23 protein-coding genes and 1 pseudogene are annotated in these 17,298 nt (G+C 40.1%); all 24 read left to right on the top strand.

What is annotated here, in order from left to right; translation table 11 throughout:
• Position 1: 1 nt before the first annotated feature.
• The 24 genes and pseudogenes from CBI42_RS06915 to CBI42_RS06800 all read left to right on the top strand — a co-directional run bounded on the left by CBI42_RS06915 (position 2) and on the right by CBI42_RS06800 (position 17,093).
• On the top strand, positions 2 to 1,351 hold the full coding sequence (locus CBI42_RS06915; RefSeq protein WP_094753590.1) for a sensor histidine kinase: 1,350 nt from the start codon (positions 2 to 4) through the stop codon (positions 1,349 to 1,351).
• Between the two features lie 233 nt (positions 1,352 to 1,584).
• Positions 1,585 to 1,776 carry a hypothetical protein gene (locus tag CBI42_RS13495; RefSeq protein ID WP_247932365.1) on the top strand — a complete coding sequence of 64 codons (192 nt, stop codon included), beginning with the start codon at positions 1,585 to 1,587 and terminating at the stop codon, positions 1,774 to 1,776.
• A gap of 210 nt (positions 1,777 to 1,986) precedes the next feature.
• Positions 1,987 to 2,151, top strand: a complete 165-nt coding sequence (locus CBI42_RS06905; protein ID WP_094753588.1) for a hypothetical protein — start codon at positions 1,987 to 1,989, stop codon at positions 2,149 to 2,151.
• Positions 2,148 to 2,552, top strand: coding sequence for an immunity protein (locus CBI42_RS06900; RefSeq protein ID WP_070842217.1), 405 nt, complete (start codon positions 2,148 to 2,150; stop codon positions 2,550 to 2,552). Before CBI42_RS06905 ends, CBI42_RS06900 begins: the two co-directional genes overlap by 4 nt.
• A gap of 58 nt (positions 2,553 to 2,610) precedes the next feature.
• Complete coding sequence (blpZ, locus tag CBI42_RS06895) at positions 2,611 to 2,859, top strand: immunity protein BlpZ (RefSeq protein ID WP_049487976.1); 249 nt, start codon at positions 2,611 to 2,613, stop codon at positions 2,857 to 2,859.
• Between the two features lie 30 nt (positions 2,860 to 2,889).
• The gene (locus CBI42_RS06890; RefSeq protein WP_094753587.1) at positions 2,890 to 3,501 is read left to right on the top strand and encodes a CPBP family intramembrane glutamic endopeptidase; all 612 of its coding nucleotides are present in this window, start codon (positions 2,890 to 2,892) and stop codon (positions 3,499 to 3,501) included.
• Between the two features lie 161 nt (positions 3,502 to 3,662).
• Positions 3,663 to 4,457: a cell cycle regulator CcrZ gene (ccrZ, locus tag CBI42_RS06885; RefSeq protein ID WP_004261080.1), complete on the top strand. Its 795-nt coding sequence runs from the start codon at positions 3,663 to 3,665 to the stop codon at positions 4,455 to 4,457.
• On the top strand, positions 4,454 to 5,089 hold the full coding sequence (gene trmB, locus CBI42_RS06880) for a tRNA (guanosine(46)-N7)-methyltransferase TrmB (protein WP_001266102.1): 636 nt from the start codon (positions 4,454 to 4,456) through the stop codon (positions 5,087 to 5,089). The genes ccrZ and trmB overlap by 4 nt, the downstream gene beginning before the upstream one ends.
• A 125-nt stretch (positions 5,090 to 5,214) precedes the next feature.
• On the top strand, positions 5,215 to 5,694 hold the full coding sequence (gene rimP / locus CBI42_RS06875) for a ribosome maturation factor RimP (RefSeq protein WP_001808691.1): 480 nt from the start codon (positions 5,215 to 5,217) through the stop codon (positions 5,692 to 5,694).
• 43 nt (positions 5,695 to 5,737) lie between these two features.
• Positions 5,738 to 6,874: a transcription termination factor NusA gene (nusA, locus tag CBI42_RS06870; RefSeq protein ID WP_033681345.1), complete on the top strand. Its 1,137-nt coding sequence runs from the start codon at positions 5,738 to 5,740 to the stop codon at positions 6,872 to 6,874.
• Positions 6,875 to 6,895: 21 nt separating this feature from the next.
• Positions 6,896 to 7,189 carry an RNase P modulator RnpM gene (gene rnpM / locus CBI42_RS06865; RefSeq protein WP_000857557.1) on the top strand — a complete coding sequence of 98 codons (294 nt, stop codon included), beginning with the start codon at positions 6,896 to 6,898 and terminating at the stop codon, positions 7,187 to 7,189.
• Positions 7,182 to 7,481: a YlxQ-related RNA-binding protein gene (locus CBI42_RS06860; protein ID WP_001041392.1), complete on the top strand. Its 300-nt coding sequence runs from the start codon at positions 7,182 to 7,184 to the stop codon at positions 7,479 to 7,481. Before rnpM ends, CBI42_RS06860 begins: the two co-directional genes overlap by 8 nt.
• Positions 7,482 to 7,497: 16 nt before the next feature.
• The gene (infB, locus tag CBI42_RS06855; protein WP_094753586.1) at positions 7,498 to 10,290 is read left to right on the top strand and encodes a translation initiation factor IF-2; all 2,793 of its coding nucleotides are present in this window, start codon (positions 7,498 to 7,500) and stop codon (positions 10,288 to 10,290) included.
• A 250-nt stretch (positions 10,291 to 10,540) separates the two neighbouring features.
• On the top strand, positions 10,541 to 10,891 hold the full coding sequence (gene rbfA, locus CBI42_RS06850) for a 30S ribosome-binding factor RbfA (RefSeq protein ID WP_001273601.1): 351 nt from the start codon (positions 10,541 to 10,543) through the stop codon (positions 10,889 to 10,891).
• Between the two features lie 169 nt (positions 10,892 to 11,060).
• Complete coding sequence (locus tag CBI42_RS06845; protein WP_001067003.1) at positions 11,061 to 11,564, top strand: hypothetical protein; 504 nt, start codon at positions 11,061 to 11,063, stop codon at positions 11,562 to 11,564.
• 20 nt (positions 11,565 to 11,584) lie between these two features.
• Positions 11,585 to 12,142, top strand: coding sequence for a hypothetical protein (locus CBI42_RS06840; RefSeq protein WP_053090677.1), 558 nt, complete (start codon positions 11,585 to 11,587; stop codon positions 12,140 to 12,142).
• Positions 12,143 to 12,154: 12 nt separating this feature from the next.
• Positions 12,155 to 13,264 (top strand): SPFH domain-containing protein, encoded by a 1,110-nt coding sequence (locus tag CBI42_RS06835; RefSeq protein WP_094753585.1) that lies wholly within the window; start codon positions 12,155 to 12,157, stop codon positions 13,262 to 13,264.
• A 40-nt stretch (positions 13,265 to 13,304) separates the two neighbouring features.
• Positions 13,305 to 13,391, top strand: a pseudogene (locus CBI42_RS06830) (30S ribosome-binding factor RbfA); the annotation flags it as partial.
• A 150-nt stretch (positions 13,392 to 13,541) separates the two neighbouring features.
• Complete coding sequence (locus CBI42_RS06825; protein ID WP_179211378.1) at positions 13,542 to 14,321, top strand: hypothetical protein; 780 nt, start codon at positions 13,542 to 13,544, stop codon at positions 14,319 to 14,321.
• Between the two features lies 1 nt (position 14,322).
• Complete coding sequence (locus tag CBI42_RS06820; protein WP_094753583.1) at positions 14,323 to 14,505, top strand: hypothetical protein; 183 nt, start codon at positions 14,323 to 14,325, stop codon at positions 14,503 to 14,505.
• Positions 14,506 to 14,770: 265 nt separating this feature from the next.
• On the top strand, positions 14,771 to 15,004 hold the full coding sequence (locus CBI42_RS06815) for a DUF1858 domain-containing protein (RefSeq protein ID WP_000368739.1): 234 nt from the start codon (positions 14,771 to 14,773) through the stop codon (positions 15,002 to 15,004).
• The gene (locus CBI42_RS06810; RefSeq protein WP_094753582.1) at positions 15,004 to 16,338 is read left to right on the top strand and encodes a DUF438 domain-containing protein; all 1,335 of its coding nucleotides are present in this window, start codon (positions 15,004 to 15,006) and stop codon (positions 16,336 to 16,338) included. Before CBI42_RS06815 ends, CBI42_RS06810 begins: the two co-directional genes overlap by 1 nt.
• A gap of 9 nt (positions 16,339 to 16,347) precedes the next feature.
• Complete coding sequence (locus CBI42_RS06805; protein WP_000119706.1) at positions 16,348 to 16,602, top strand: DUF1912 family protein; 255 nt, start codon at positions 16,348 to 16,350, stop codon at positions 16,600 to 16,602.
• 95 nt (positions 16,603 to 16,697) lie between these two features.
• A complete protein-coding gene (locus tag CBI42_RS06800; RefSeq protein WP_094753581.1) occupies positions 16,698 to 17,093 on the top strand; it encodes a helix-hairpin-helix domain-containing protein in 396 nt (131 codons plus the stop codon).
• The last annotated feature ends 205 nt before the right edge of the window (positions 17,094 to 17,298 follow it).

Below are 17,298 nucleotides of genomic sequence, written 5' to 3'. Positions count from 1 at the left end.
AATGGAAATAGTTTGGAAGATAGTATATTCATTTTTGATAGCTGGATTGGAATTGTTTATATTTTTTAAGGTGGATGGAATTGTTCTAACTCTGGAGAGATTTTTTAAAGCTTTTCTTTTTAAGTTACTTCTAGCAGTTGTTTTTGTAACGATTAGCTATATAGTAGGAAATACTTACCTATCTTATTTTATGGAACCCTTGTACGGCATTGGTTTATCTTTCTTATTGTTAAGAGGGCTTCCTAAAAAACTACTCTTCTTTTATGGTCTCTTTCCAATGATATTGGTGAATCTCTTTTATAGAGGTGTTTCTTATTTTGTGCTTCCGTTTTTAGACCAAGGGCAAATAAATGACAAATACTCATTTATTTGGGTGTTTATAATGATTTTCAATTTCTTCATTTCTCTAGCCTTTTTGAAATGGTTGGACTATGATTTTACTAGTTTGAGAAAGGAGATTCTCGATAAAGCTTTTCAAAAGTCCCTGACTAAGATTAACTGGATAATGGGGGCCTACTTTCTAGTCATGGAAAATCTGTCTTACTTTGAATATGCATACGATATCCAATCAAAGACTGTTCGCCATCTCATCCTAGTCTTTTACTTGCTCTTTTTTATGGGAATTATTAAGAAATTGGATACCTATTTGAAGGACAAATTCCATGAGAGATTGGACCAAGAGCAGGCCTTGCGCTACAGAGATATGGAACGTTATAGTCGGCATATAGAGGAACTTTACAAGGAAGTCCGTTGCTTTCGCCATGACTACACTAACCTCTTGACCAGTTTACGTCTAGGCATTGAAGAGGAGGACATGGAGCAGATAAAAGAGGTCTACGACTCGGTCTTAAAGGATTCTAGTGAAAAATTGCAGGACAATAAATATGACCTAGGCCGATTGGTGAATATTCGGGACCGTGCCCTCAAAAGTCTCCTAGCAGGGAAATTTCTAAAAGCCAGAGATAAGAACATTGTCTTTAATGTCGAAGTTCCAGAGGAGATTCAGGTAGAGGGGATGAGCTTGCTTGATTTTCTAACCATTGTGTCTATCCTTTGTGACAATGCTATTGAAGCTAGTGTAGAGACTAGTCAACCTCACGTTTCAATCGCCTTTTTAAAAAATGGAGCACAGGAGACCTTTATCATTGAAAACTCCATCAAAGAAGAGGGCATAGATATTTCTGAGATTTTCTCCTTTGGAGCAAGTTCTAAAGGGGAGGAGAGAGGAGTTGGTCTCTATACCGTTATGAAAATTGTGGAAAGCCATCCCAATACCAGTCTAAATACCACCTGCAAAAATCAAGTCTTTCGTCAGGTTTTAACGGTTCACTCGATGTCAGTTGATGATTAGAAGATTTGTGGAAAGAAGTACCGCCTGTAGTCATCAATTAAAATGCCATAGTATATGAGGTACCCTATATGAATAAGAAATCCTTTTTTATTATCTGTTCTGCGTTAATCATAGCATCGAATCTTCTCATGCTTTCCGTGGTGAACAAGGGAGAAGAAACGGGGAGCAACCTGTTTGTGATTGCTATAGCCTGTGTTATGTTACCATCATTTTTATATGCGGTTGAGAACCGAATGGCTTCTTTAATTCGGACAGGGTCAGTAGCTTTACTCTTATTGACAGTATTGTCTTTAGTCCGTCTTGTCAACAGAATAGAGAGGACGCCTGAAATTCTCAACATTATTATTACCCTCCTCGTTTTGGCAGGTGGGACAGCCTGTATCCTTGTTGCAATCATGAGAATCTATCAGAACAGACGAAAGTGAGGGTGAATAGTTTTCTATTTTGTATTTTCACATTGTTAAGTTTCCATAGGGCAGGTATGTTTTTCATGCTTGCTTTTTAAATTTTTACAATTCAAGAGGTTTTGATGACCATTTATGATTTGAGTAATCCAAGGTCAAAATGAGTGCTATACTAGCAGTGTAAAGGTTGTGGCTAAACTAAGATAAAGCATACATTTAGGAGGAAATTTTATGAAGAAAAAAATACTGATCATTTTCGTCTTGTATCTAATCATGTCCATCTTTCTTTATCCGCTTAGGGAAAGTACTTGGTATCAGCTATTTTATACCATAGCCTATATGATTGCTGTTATGATCTATCTTGCTTTAACTAAAAAGAAAGGAGCAAAGAAATGAAAACTTTTCTTGCTAAAAAACGGAACATCTTCCTTATGAGATTGTTCCTAGGTCAGTTGCCCTTGATTGTCTCTACTTATCTATTTCTATCTCGTCAGTTTTTAAATTTTTCCTTAGTTTTCCAATTTCTTTTAGTGGTTATTAACTTAGCTTCCATTTTGCTCACTGTTTACCTCACTAGGGAAATGAGGATAAGAGAGTTTGAAGATGATGATTTGGTTAGTCCTAGAACCAATCAACTTATGTTCATCGGCTTGACAGGCTTTATGTCTATTATTTGTTTGTATAGAGGTATCACAGCAGGAGAATTCTATCAACAATTAATTGCCTATATTGGCGCTGTTCTCTGCTTGCTTATCATGCTTTTGCTCATTTGGGGATTGAAGTATTATAAAAAGTAGGGGAAGAGTTTTCTTCTTAATCTGGGGCTAGTCTATAGACTGGCAGGAGGAGGTTATCATGTATAAACACTTATTTTTCCTAGATTCCAAAACCTTAGACCGGTTGACACCTTATATTCTAGTCTTGGCTTCTGACACCATTGCCTTTAACGTTTTTGTGCTAACCTTTGTATTTGCGGTGGTCTTTAATTCCCTAAATTCCATGCTGGCTTTAATGGTTATCTTCTTAGGGTGGGGTTATGTGATCGGATTCTGGTTACTAAAATGGTTTGTTTTGGAAAGGCTAGAACTAAAGAATGACGTGTAGGAAAGTCTGTTTGGTGAGGAGGATAGTTTTATGGCCATTTTTAATAAGTGCCATGCCTTGTTTTTGGGATTTTTAGTATTTGCAATCGTTGGTGCGGCGGGATATTCCGTCAATCAAGGAGATTATTTTCAACACCAGTACACATTCATTGTTGTAAAGAGTCTCTTGCTTTGCCTTAGTATTGGCTATGCGAGATGGTTTGATATGATTTCTTTCGGGGTTTTAAGTAAGAAGCAACTCTTGCTCTTCATTGGAATCTTTCTTCTCACGGTGCTGGTAAATATAGGCTATCATGACTTTTTCTCAGTTGCTTCTGGTGCTTCGGCTCAACACCTTGAGAAAACGAGTAATGGACTTTCGCTTTCCTTTATTGTAAATGTCACGGTTTTGGCACCTATCCATGAGGAACTCCTGTTTAGAGGACTTCTTCAGGGTGCGTTTTTTGACAATTCTTGGCTAGGACTTGTACTGACTTCCTCTCTCTTTTCTTTCATGCATGAACCTTATGACGTGCCTTCATTTTTCTATTATCTACTGGGGGGCTTGTTGCTGGGCTTTGCTTATAAAAAGAGCCAAAATTTGTGGGTTTCTACTCTAGTCCATATGTTTTACAACAGTTTGCCACTCTTATATTATTTATAAAAATTATGAAAAGGTAAGTAGGAGATTGTGCTTACCTTTTTCTTTCTATAATGATAGCCCAAGCCAATCCAGATGCTTTTCTTTGATAATCGGGTTAGAGCGGTTGACGAATAGGCCAAAAACTAGTAGAATAGTAAGGAAACTTTATACGGAGGAAAGAAATGGATTTGGGTGATAATGAGCTAACACTGACTCCCATACCTGGGAAAAGTGGCAAGGCTTATATGGGTAGCTATCCTGATGGGAAGCGTATCTTTGTAAAAATGAACACCTCTCCAATCCTACCTGGTCTAGCTAGAGAACAAATTGCTCCACAATTATTATGGAGTCGCCGTTTGGCAGATGGGCGTGATATGTGTGCTCAAGAATGGTTGACAGGCAAGATATTGACCCCCTATGATATGAATCGTAAACAAATCGTCAATATTTTAACCCGTCTTCATCGCTCACGTCCGTTGATGACACAGTTGAGTCGTTTGGGGTATGCCATGGAAACACCTGTAGATTTACTGCAGTCTTGGCAAGAAACGGTTCCAGATGCTTTGCGTAAAAATCATTTTATCAGTGAAGTGATGGCTGATTTACGTCAGACTATTCCAGGATTTAGAGAGGACCATGCGACCATTGTCCATGGAGATGTACGACATAGTAATTGGATTGAGACAGACAGTGGCTTGATTTATTTGGTAGATTGGGATTCGGTTCGCTTGACCGATCGCATGTTTGATGTGGCCCATATGCTCTGCCATTATATTCCAGAACATCAGTGGAAGGAATGGTTGACCTACTACGGTTACAAGTACAATCAAACAGTATTAAATAAATTGTATTGGTACGGTCAATTGTCTTATTTGAGCCAGATTTCCAAGTATTATATGAATCAAGATTTAGAAAATGTCAATCGGGAGATCCATGGCTTGCGTCACTTCCGGGACAAGTATGGAAAGAGAAGATGAGAGTTAGAAATCGTAAAGGGGCAACAGAATTACTAGAGGCAAATCCCCAGTATGTGGTCCTCAATCCCTTAGAAGCCAAGGGAAAATGGCGGGACTTGTTTGGTAATAACAATCCCATTCATGTGGAAGTTGGAAGTGGAAAGGGTGCCTTTGTTTCAGGTATGGCCAAGCAAAACCCTGATATCAACTATATCGGGATTGATATTCAAAAGTCTGTTTTGAGCTACGCTTTAGACAAGGTGCTTGAAGTTGGAGTTCCTAACATCAAGCTTTTGTGGGTAGATGGTTCTGACTTGACTGATTACTTTGAAGACGGTGAGATCGATCGCTTGTATCTGAACTTTTCAGATCCTTGGCCGAAAAAGCGCCATGAAAAGCGTCGTTTGACCTACAAGACCTTCTTGGATACCTTCAAGCGTATCTTACCTGAAAATGGAGAAATTCATTTCAAGACGGATAACCGTGGCTTGTTTGAGTACAGTTTAGTGAGCTTTTCTCAGTATGGCATGAAGCTCAATGGTGTCTGGCTTGATTTACATGCCAGTGATTTTGAAGGCAATGTCATGACAGAATACGAGCAAAAATTCTCCAACAAGGGGCAAGTTATCTATCGAGTTGAGGCAGAATTTTAAGAAATAGCCTGAAATCAGGCTGTATAAGTGCTTTTGCTTTACATAAGTTGGCAAACGTGCTATACTAAGAGCAAGAATATGAAAAGTGAGGCGAGGAAATATCTTCGCCTCTTGCTTATGAGGAGGTGGACGCAATCGCAACAATCGTAGAATTAGTCAGAGAAGTTGTAGAACCTGTCATAGAAGCACCTTTCGAACTCGTAGATATCGAGTATGGAAAGATTGGCAGTGACATGATTCTCAGTATTTTTGTAGATAAACCTGAAGGAATTACCTTGAATGACACGGCAGACTTGACAGAAATTATCAGTCCTGTCCTAGACACCATCAAGCCAGATCCCTTCCCAGAACAATATTTCCTAGAAATCACCAGTCCAGGCTTGGAACGTCCTTTGAAAACCAAGGATGCCGTAGCTGGAGCGGTTGGGAAATACATCCATGTCGGGCTCTACCAAGCCATCGATAAGCAAAAAGTCTTTGAAGGAACTCTGTTGGCCTTTGAAGAGGACGAGTTGACTATGGAATATATGGACAAGACGCGTAAGAAAACCGTCCAAATTCCATACAGTTTAGTATCAAAAGCACGTTTAGCAGTTAAATTATAGAAAAAGAAAGGATAGCTTTTGAGGATTCAAAAGTGAAGAAAACATGAGTAAAGAAATGCTAGAGGCCTTCCGCATTTTGGAAGAAGACAAGGGAATCAAAAAAGAAGATATCATCGACGCAGTAGTAGAGTCGCTTCGTTCCGCTTATCGCAGACGCTATGGTCAATCAGACAGCGTAGCTATTGACTTTAACGAAAAAACAGGTGACTTTACAGTTTATACTGTCCGTGAAGTTGTTGATGAAGTATTTGATAGCCGTTTAGAAATCAGCTTGAAAGATGCTCTTGCCATTAATTCAGCCTATGAACTTGGTGACAAAATCAAGTTTGAAGAAGCACCTGCTGAGTTTGGTCGTGTAGCAGCTCAATCTGCCAAACAAACCATCATGGAAAAAATGCGAAAGCAAACACGTGCCATCACTTACAATACTTACAAAGAACATGAGCAAGAAATCATGTCTGGTACTGTAGAACGCTTTGACAACCGCTTTATCTATGTCAACCTTGGTAGCATCGAAGCCCAATTGTCAAAACAAGACCAAATTCCTGGAGAAGTTTTTGCTTCTCATGATCGTATTGAAGTTTATGTCTACAAGGTTGAAGACAACCCTCGCGGTGTCAACGTCTTTGTTAGCCGTAGCCATCCAGAAATGATCAAACGTTTGATGGAGCAAGAAATTCCTGAAGTTTATGATGGAACTGTTGAAATCATGAGCGTGGCTCGTGAAGCTGGTGACCGTACTAAGGTTGCCGTTCGTAGCCATAATCCAAACGTAGACGCTATCGGTACAATCGTTGGACGCGGCGGAGCGAATATCAAGAAGATTACTAGCAAGTTCCACCCAGCACGTTACGATGCCAAGAGCGACCGCATGGTGCCAATCGAAGAAAACATCGACGTTATCGAGTGGGTAGCTGATCCAGCTGAATTTATCTACAATGCCATCGCTCCTGCTGAAGTTGACCAAGTTATCTTTGACGAAAACGACAGCAAACGTGCCTTGGTGGTTGTTCCTGATAACAAACTTTCTCTTGCTATCGGTCGTCGTGGGCAAAACGTTCGCTTGGCAGCTCACTTGACTGGTTACCGTATCGATATCAAGTCTGCTAGCGAATTTGAAGCAATGGAAGAAGCTGGTTCGGTAGATTTGGGATCAGAAAACGATACTGTAGAAGAATAAAAGCTGCTAGAGGAGGGAAAGATGAAAACGAGAAAAATCCCTTTGCGCAAGTCTGTTGTGTCTAACGAAGTGATTGATAAGCGTGATTTGCTCCGCATTGTCAAAAATAAGGAAGGACAAGTCTTTATCGATCCGACAGGCAAGGCCAACGGCCGTGGCGCTTATATCAAGCTAGACAATGCAGAAGCCCTAGAGGCTAAAAAGAAGAAGGTCTTTAACCGCAGCTTTGACATGGAAGTGGAAGAAAGCTTTTATGATGAGTTGATTGCTTATGTGGATCACAAAGTAAAAAGAAGAGAGTTAGGACTTGAATAAGCAAAAGATAAGCAATCTCTTGGGACTTGCTCAACGAGCAGGACGTATCATATCGGGTGAAGAATTGGTGGTCAAGGCCATTCAAGACGGCAAGGCTAAGATGGTCTTTCTAGCCCATGATGCTGGACCCAATCTGACCAAGAAGATTCAAGATAAAAGTCATTATTATCAAGTAGAAATTGTAACCGTGTTTTCAACACTGGAATTAAGCATAGCAGTCGGGAAATCGAGAAAGGTTTTGGCTGTAACAGATGCTGGATTTACAAAGAAAATGAGGTCTCTTATGGAATAGAAGAGGAGGACATGATTTGTCTAAGAAAAGATTGTACGAAATCGCAAAAGAACTTGGAAAAGAAAGTAAAGAAGTTGTAGCGCGTGCAAAAGAGTTGGGCTTGGATGTGAAAAGCCACTCATCAAGTGTGGAAGAAGCTGTCGCTGCAAAAATCGCTGCCAGCTTTAAGCCTGCAGCTGCTCCAAAAGTAGAAGCAAAACCTGCAGCACCAAAAGCAAGTGCAGAAAAGAAAGCCGAAAAATCGGAGCCAGCTAAACCAGCTGTAGCTAAGGAAGAGGCAAAACCTGCTGAGCCAGTCGCTCCTAAAACAGAAAAAGTAGCAGCTAAACCGCAAAGCCGTAATTTCAAGGCTGAGCGTGAAGCTCGTGCCAAAGAGCAGGCAGAACGACGCAAGCAAAACAAGGGCAATAACCGTGACCAACAACAAAACGGAAACCGTCAGAAAAACGACGGTCGAAATGGTGGAAAACAAGGTCAAGGCAACCGCGATAATCGCCGTTTTAACGACCAAGCTAAGAAACAGCAAGGTCAGCAAAATCGTGGAAACGATCGCCGTCAACAAGAGGATAAACGTCCACATCAAGCGGCTCCACGTGTTGACTTTAAAGCCCGTGCAGCAGCCTTAAAAGCAGAGCAAAATGCAGAATATGCCCGTTCAAGTGAGGAACGTTTCAAGCAGACTCAGGCTGCCAAAGAAGCCTTGGCCCAAGCAAACAAACGCAAGGAGCCAGAGGAAATCTTTGAAGAAGTGGCTAAGTTAGCTGAACAAGCGCAACAAGTTCAAGCAGTGGTTGAACCAGCTCCTGTAGCTAAAGAAGCGCCAGTGGATACACGTCGTAAAAAACAAGCTCGACCAGACAAAGAACGTGATGATTATGATCACGAAGAAGATGGTCCTAGAAAACAACAAAAGAATCGAAGTAGTCAAAATCAAGTGAGAAATCAAAAGAATAGTAACTGGAATAACAACAAAAAGAACAAAAAAGGCAATAACAAGAACAACCGCAATCAGACTCCAAAACCTGTTACAGAGCGTAAATTCCATGAATTGCCAACAGAATTTGAATATACAGATGGTATGACCGTTGCGGAAATCGCAAAACGTATCAAACGCGAACCAGCTGAAATCGTTAAGAAACTCTTTATGATGGGTGTCATGGCCACACAAAACCAATCCTTGGATGGGGAAACAATTGAACTCCTCATGGTGGATTATGGTATCGAAGCCAAACAAAAGGTTGAAGTGGATAATGCTGACATCGAACGTTTCTTTGTCGAAGATGGTTATCTCAATGAAGATGAATTGGTTGAGCGTCCACCAGTTGTAACTATCATGGGACACGTTGACCACGGTAAAACAACACTCCTAGATACCCTTCGTAATTCTCGTGTTGCGACAGGTGAAGCAGGTGGTATCACTCAGCATATCGGTGCCTACCAAATCGTGGAAAATGGCAAGAAGATTACCTTCCTTGATACACCAGGACACGCGGCCTTTACATCTATGCGTGCGCGGGGTGCTTCTGTTACCGATATTACTATCTTGGTCGTAGCGGCAGATGACGGGGTTATGCCTCAGACTATCGAAGCCATTAACCACTCAAAAGCGGCCAACGTTCCAATTATCGTAGCCATTAACAAGATTGATAAACCAGGTGCCAACCCAGAACGCGTTATCGGTGAATTGGCAGAGCATGGGGTTATGTCAACAGCTTGGGGTGGAGATTCTGAATTTGTTGAAATCTCGGCTAAATTCAATCAAAACATTGAAGAATTGTTGGAAACAGTCCTTCTTGTGGCTGAAATCCAAGAACTCAAGGCAGACCCAACAGTTCGTGCGATCGGTACAGTTATCGAAGCGCGCTTGGATAAAGGAAAAGGTGCGGTCGCAACCCTTCTTGTTCAACAAGGTACCTTGAATGTTCAAGATCCAATCGTTGTCGGAAATACCTTCGGTCGTGTCCGTGCCATGACCAATGACCTTGGGCGTCGCGTTAAGGTAGCAGGTCCATCAACACCAGTCTCAATCACAGGTTTGAATGAAGCACCGATGGCGGGTGACCACTTTGCCGTTTACGAAGATGAAAAATCTGCGCGTGCAGCAGGTGAAGAACGTGCCAAACGTGCCCTCATGAAACAACGTCAAGCTACCCAACGTGTCAGCCTTGAAAACCTCTTTGATACGCTTAAAGCTGGTGAACTCAAGTCAGTTAACGTCATCATTAAGGCCGACGTACAAGGTTCTGTTGAAGCCCTTTCTGCCTCACTTCAAAAGATCGACGTGGAAGGTGTTAAAGTTACCATCGTTCACTCAGCGGTCGGTGCGATCAATGAATCTGACGTAACACTTGCGGAAGCTTCAAATGCCTTTATCGTTGGTTTCAACGTACGCCCTACACCACAAGCTCGTCAACAAGCAGAAGCTGACGATGTGGAAATCCGTCTTCACAGCATTATCTATAAGGTCATCGAAGAGATGGAAGAAGCCATGAAGGGGATGCTTGATCCAGAATTCGAAGAAAAAGTTATCGGTGAAGCAGTTATTCGTGAAACCTTCAAGGTGTCTAAAGTGGGAACTATCGGTGGATTCATGGTTATCAACGGTAAGGTTACCCGTGACTCTAAAGTCCGTGTTATCCGTGACGGTGTCGTTATCTATGATGGTGAACTCGCAAGCTTGAAACACTACAAAGACGACGTTAAGGAAGTTACAAACGGTCGTGAAGGTGGATTGATGATCGACGGCTACAATGATATCAAGATGGATGATGTGATTGAGGCTTATGTCATGGAAGAAATCAAGAGATAAGATTTTTGCTCCTTTCTTAGGTGGTGAGGGACGCAAGCAAACCGATGGTTTCATTGCTTATTTTTGAGCCTAGGGTCTCAAAAATCCCCTGTGATGGGACTGATAAATCAGTTCCATCACTTTCACCACGGCGAAAGAAGCAGATGATTTCAAATTGAACTTCGTTCCAATTTGAAATGAAAATCAATAAGTTTAAAAATAGCTAGGTCTGCTGGCCTAGCTTTTGGTTCAAAGTAGAGAAAGGAATATCATGGCAAATCATTTCCGTACGGACCGTGTGGGCATGGAAATCAAGCGTGAAGTCAATGAGATTTTGCAAAAGAAAGTCCGTGATCCGCGTGTCCAAGGCGTGACCATCACAGATGTTCAGATGCTGGGTGACTTGTCTGTTGCCAAGGTTTACTACACCATTTTGAGTAACCTTGCTTCGGATAACCAAAAAGCCCAAATTGGGCTTGAAAAAGCAACTGGTACTATCAAACGTGAACTTGGTCGCAATTTGAAATTGTACAAAATACCAGATTTGACTTTCGTCAAAGACGAATCCATCGAATATGGAAACAAGATTGACGAAATGCTACGCAATCTGGATAAGAACTAAGAAGAGGGGCAACCCTCTTTTTTGGTGGAGGAAAATATGTGGCATTTGAAATGGAAAAATATTCTTTTAACTAGAATTCTGTATTTTTAAAGGTTAGCTAAATAGAAAATGCTTTTTTTTTTTAGCAAATATGATATGATGATTTCATAAATAAAAGGAGATTTTATCAATGAATAATGTAAAAAAAGTTTGTCGTTTAGCTTTGCTATGTCTTTCCGTCTCTACTCTAGTTGCTTGTAGTTCTCTTTCTGAAAAAACAAGTAGCTCTTCTAGTGAGAATCAAACAGAAGCTTCATCTAGTAGTTCTGAGAAGAAAGGGTTGTTTGCTAAAGCAAAAGAAAAACTCAGTTCAAGCGATTTTAACCCACAAGATGTTAGCGATACGACAATTGAGTCTATAAAAACCTATGAAGATTACTTGATTATGAATGAGAAAATAATCGATAATTACTATACAGAAGCAGACGAAGCCTTTAAAGGGACTGTTTTAGAAGATAGTGCTGCTATCCAAGAACTGAAAGATAGCACTAAAAAAGAGATGGAAGATCTGAAAAAACAATATGGTCCACTCAAGAAAGCACCGATTCAAGGAAAAGAAGAAGTGATTAAGACTCTAAAAGATTATCGTGATAATCTACATGAACAAGTGGAGCAGTGGAAAGCTAGTCTTTAATAGGAAGAGTGGAGTTCAATATGGATTATCAATTATTGCCACATGAATACATGGTTATGAATAGTGACCATGTGAGTTTTGGGAAAAATGGTTTGGCTACAGATGAATTAATTTTAACGAATCTACACTTAATACATATCAAAAAAAGTTTTTGGGGAGGGAAAAAAGACCAGGTTACCATTCCTATTAACCAGATTAAAATTTTTGAAGGGAAACCTCAAGTTTCAGTAACCAAAACCAATGGTATGAAACGGTTGGAAATTTATTATAATGGCGGGCAAGCTATCTTTTCATTTAATAATACTAAGGATACTGACAAGTGGGCTAGAAACATTATTAAATTGATTTCAGGTGATACAAGTAATTTTGAAACCTTGGGAGATAGTAGCTTGTTTGGAGCAGATGTTTTGGCAGAAACATTTAAGGATACATTTGACACTTTTAAAGCAGGGCTTGGGATTAAGGATGCAGAGCCAGAAAAGATTTCAACCAAGTGTAGCTTTTGTGGAGCACCTTTGTCAGGTCAAGTGAAGCAAACAGTGAGATGTGCCTATTGTGATATGGAGCAGAGTTTATAAGGGGGCAATTAAATGGGGTTGATAAAAGCAATCACAGATTCTATTGGTGGAACATTTGCAGATCAGTGGAAAGAAATTATCACAGTTCATGCTTTTGATGAACATACAGCTGTAAGTCCAGGTATTGTTCAAGAAAGTAATAATGGTAGAGGTGTCAATACGAAGGGATCTGTAGGTATTATTTCGAACGGATCCAAGATTTTTATTCCAGAAAATACTGCAGCCTTTATCTTTAGTCAGTCTGGTATCGAGGAAATTATTACAGAACCAGGTGGATATGAATACCAAAATGGCGAAAGCAGTGTTTTTAACGGTGATGGATTGAAAAAGTCACTGTTTGACAATGTTGTTAATCGTGTTGGATTCGGTGGTCAAAGTGATCAGCAAAAACAGATTTGTTTTGTTAATTTGAGAGAAATTCGTGATATTAAATTTGGGACTCGCGGTCCAGTCATGTATAATGATTTGTTTTATGGGACAGATTTAGAAGTACGTGCTTTTGGAACATTTTCTATCCAAATTACAGATGCTAAGCAATTTATCAGAAACTTTCTTCCTCCCAATGTGACTTATTATACCTTTGATAGCGCTCAAGCTAGATCACAAATAGTGACAGAATTTCTTCAATCTTTTATTGTTGCACTTAATTCTTTGTCAACAACTTATCGTATTTCACAATTACCCTCACAAGCTGCAGTTCTTGCGGAACAAGTATCAAATGATGGACAGTATGCAGGGACTTGGAAAGAACGTTTTGGATTTGAGATTGTAAAAGTTGCCATTGCTAATATTGAGTTCTCACCAGAATCTAAGGAACTGGTTAAACAATTTTCATCAAATAAGATGAATTTAAAAGCTTATGATGATGTATCGCAGAAATCTTCTAATATTGCAGCACAACAAAAAATTGCATCAGGAGTGGAGCAACATGGTCTAGGTGATAGTGCTGGAATGATATTTGGAATGAATATGGCTCAAAGTTTAGATGAAAAAGCCATGAAACCAAGTCTATCATTAGATGAGCAAATCGAAGCCCTTACAAAACTAAAATCTCTTTTAGATGCAGGTATATTATCTCAGGAAGAATTTGATCGAAAGAAAAAAGAAATTATGGATTTATAATGATAGGAACTAAGCATCGTTATGAATAAAAAAGTGATATCTCCCAGATTTGATCTTCGTCAAAGATGAATCCATCGAGTATGGAAACAAGATTGACGAGATGCTACGCAATTTTGATAAGAACTAAAGAAGAGGGACAACCCTCTTTTTTAGTTGTCAGAGTAAGATAATTGGTATTTGACGATGTATTTATCTTATAAAAATCGGTTTAAAAATTTGTAAATCTCAAATAGTATGATATGATAAAACTTGATATGAATGAAAAATGGAGATACATATGGCTAAAAAAGATATAGCAATGCAAGTGCTACAACAAGTGGTGAAATTGCCTGTAGTCAAAGTTGACCGTGAGAAATTTTTAGTTGAAAAGTTTTCCAAAGAATTAGGGCACAAGAACCTTAATAAGTTAATAGAACAAGGTCCGGCTACTATGTTACCTAAAGCAACCTTGGATCGAGTTGCTAAGACCTGTATTAAGGACAATGTTCTACGAGCAAGCGGGACTTCGATTTTGGCAGGTTTACCTGGTGGGATTGCCATGGCTATTACTATTCCCACTGATGTTGCTCAATTTTACGGTTTTTCTCTGAAATTAGCTCAAGAAATAGGTTATATATACGGCTTTGATGATCTTTGGTCCTCACGAGAGGAATTGAGTGAAGAAGCCCAAAAAACACTTTTACTGTATCTTGGTGTGATGTTAGGGGTTGATGGTGCAGGTGCTCTACTTCGCTTTAGTGGTGTTATAGTAACTAAAAAAATGATAAATGTAGTGAACAAAAAAGCATTTACAAAGACGATTTGGTATCCTGTTTTGGAAAAAGTCTTGAAAGTTTTCGGTGTTAACTTGACAAAAGGAGGATTGACAAAAGGATTGGGAATCGTAGTTCCAATTCTAGGTGGTTTGATTTCTGGAGGATTAACCTTTGCAACTATGAAAACAATGGGTGAAAGGCTACAAAAAGAGTTGTCCAAACTAGTAAACTATAGTGAAGTTCAATATCAAGAAGATGTTGAAACAATCCGAAAAGAGGTTGAAATAATCGAGGGTGAGTGAGATGAACCCTATCAAAGCTTTTGCTAAAATCTATGGTAATTACTTTTTGACCATGCAAGGTATAAAAGTAATGAAAACGATAAAGAAAGATGACAATGTTGTTGTCGGTCTAGGTAAACTTTTTATTGCAGACAAGTTAATGGATACGGCTCGGTGGCTCATCAAGCCAGAGGAGAGAGAATGAAATTTTTCTGGACAATTCTTGCCATTCTTTTTATTAAACCGATTATTGGAATTATGAAATTCCTGTGGATGATCATCTCTTTTGCAGTTCAATTATTGTTTTACAAGATAGTATTTAAGATATTGGATTGGCTCTTTAAACTTATTTAGGTCGTAATTCAAGTCGCAGATAACTAGCAGGAACTCCACTGCTAGTTTTTTAATCTCTTTCCTTGTGGTATAATATAAGCAGTAAAATCATTTTAGAACATACAATGGAGGTCGTCATGGATAATATCATCGATGTATCAATTCCTGTTGCAGAAGTGGTGGACAAGCATCCAGAAGTCTTGGAAATTCTAGTGGAGTTGGGTTTTAAACCCCTTGCCAATCCCTTAATGCGTAACACAGTTGGTCGTAAAGTATCGCTCAAACAGGGTTCTAAGCTTGAAGGAACTCCTATGGACAAGATTGTCCGCACGCTGGAAGCAAACGGCTACGAAGTGATTGGATTAGACTAATGGCAGATGAACGAATTCATGTTCTGCGGGATATTTTGTTAGAGTTGCATAATGGCGCCTCTCCTGAGTCGGTTCAGGAGCGTTTTGATGCTACCTTTACAGGTGTTTCAGCCATCGAGATTTCCCTCATGGAGCACGAGCTGATGAACTCAGACTCAGGTGTCACCTTTGAAGATGTTATGGAACTCTGCGATGTCCATGCTAATCTTTTTAAAAATGCAGTAAAGGGCGTCGAAGTAGAGGATACCGAACACCCTGGCCACCCAGTTCGCGTTTTCAAGGATGAAAATCTGGCCCTCCGTGCGGCCTTGATTCGCATTCGTAGATTGTTAGATACTTATGAGTCTATGGAAGATGAAGAAATGCTTGCGGAGATGCGCAAGGGTTTGGTGCGTCAGATGGGACTTGTGGGGCAATTTGACATCCACTACCAGCGTAAGGAAGAGCTCTTCTTCCCCATCATGGAGCGCTATGGACACGATTCACCCCCAAAAGTGATGTGGGGAGTGGATGATCAGATCAGGGAACTCTTTCAAACAGCTTTAGCGACAGCCAATTCACTACCAGAAGTGTCGATTAGCACTGTAAAAGAAGATTTTGAAGCCTTTGCGATAGAGTTTGAAAGTATGGTTTTCAAGGAAGAGTCCATCCTTCTCATGATTCTCCTTGAATCCTTTACTCAGGATGACTGGCTTCAGATTGCAGAGGAGAGTGATGCCTATGGTTATGCCATCATCCGTCCGTCTGAGAAATGGGTACCAGAAAGACAGAGTTTTGTTGAAGAAAAGAGCGCAGAGGAGCCTATTCAGCTAGAAACGGCAGAGGGTCAAGTTCAGCAAGTTATCGATACGCCAGAAGGCCAGTTTACTATTACCTTTACCCCTAAGGAAAAGGAAGCAGTGCTGGACCGTCATAGTCAACAGGCTTTTGGGAATGGCTATCTTTCAGTCGAGCAGGCTAATCTGATTCTCAATCACCTCCCCATGGAGATTACCTTTGTCAATAAAGACGATATTTTCCAGTATTACAATGACAATACGCCGGCTGATGAGATGATTTTCAAACGGACGCCGTCCCAAGTTGGGCGCAATGTTGAACTTTGCCATCCGCCTAAGTACTTGGACAAGGTCAAGACTATCATGAAGGGACTTCGTGAGGGAGTCAAGGACAAGTATGAGATGTGGTTCAAGTCTGAGTCGCGAGGCAAGTTTGTCCACATCACCTATGCCGCAGTGCACGATGAAGAGGGAGAATTCCAAGGTGTGTTGGAGTACGTTCAGGATATCCAGCCCTACCGTGAGATTGACACGGACTATTTCCGTGGATTAGAATAAGGAGAAAAAATGAGTTACGAACAAGAATTTATGAAGGAATTTGAAGCCTGGGTCAATACCCAGATTATGATCAATGACATGGCGCACAAAGAAAGCCAAAAAGTCTACGAAGAAGACCAAGACGAGCGTGCCAAAGATGCTATGATTCGCTACGAAAGCCGCTTGGATGCTTATCAGTTCTTGCTTGGTAAGTTTGAAAACTTCAAAGCAGGCAAGGGATTCCATGATTTGCCAGATGGCTTGTTTGGTGAGCGAAATTATTAAACGAGAAAGATTCTTGATTTTTTACTAAAATCTTGATAGAATATTTATATTAAATCCTTGTCAGAGCAGGGATTTTTTATTGAAAGGATTTTATCATGTCAAAGAAACTCAATCGTAAAAAACAATTACGAAATAGCCTCCGTCGTGCAGGTGCTTTTTCAAGTACTGTGACTAAGGTTGTAGAAGAGACAAAAAAAGTCGTAAAACGTGCTGAGCAGTCAGCGAGCCAAGCTGGTAAGGCTGTTTCTAAAAAGGTTGAACAAGCAGTAGAAGCTACCAAAGAGCAAGCTCAAAAAGTAGCCAATTCTGTAGAAGATTTTGCAACAAACTTGGGTGGACTCCCACTTGACCGTGCCAAAACTTTCTATGATGAAGGAATTAAGTCTGCATCAGATTTCAAAAACTGGACTGAAAAAGAACTCCTTGCCTTGAAAGGAATCGGCCCAGCTACCATCAAGAAATTGAAGGAAAATGGCATCAAGTTCAAGTAATTTTTCTTGTTCCTTGCATTTCCGTCAAAATCTTGCTACAATAGAGCCATTAGAGGTGTTTTGAATCCCACATTTTACAGAAAGTGGCGGTGCTGAGAAGTCCACAAATGTGTTAAAACTAGTTGCTAATGGATGAAAAATTGAAATAAAAGTGTCTTTTTGTTTTAAAGACGAGAGTTGCGGGCAACTGCCCGAAATTGGGTGG

The sequence above is a fragment of the Streptococcus sp. KR genome (assembly GCF_002238115.1).
Taxonomy (GTDB): domain Bacteria; phylum Bacillota; class Bacilli; order Lactobacillales; family Streptococcaceae; genus Streptococcus.
The sequence above is the reverse complement of the archived record's forward strand: the minus strand, read 5'-3'. Positions and strand labels throughout refer to the sequence as shown.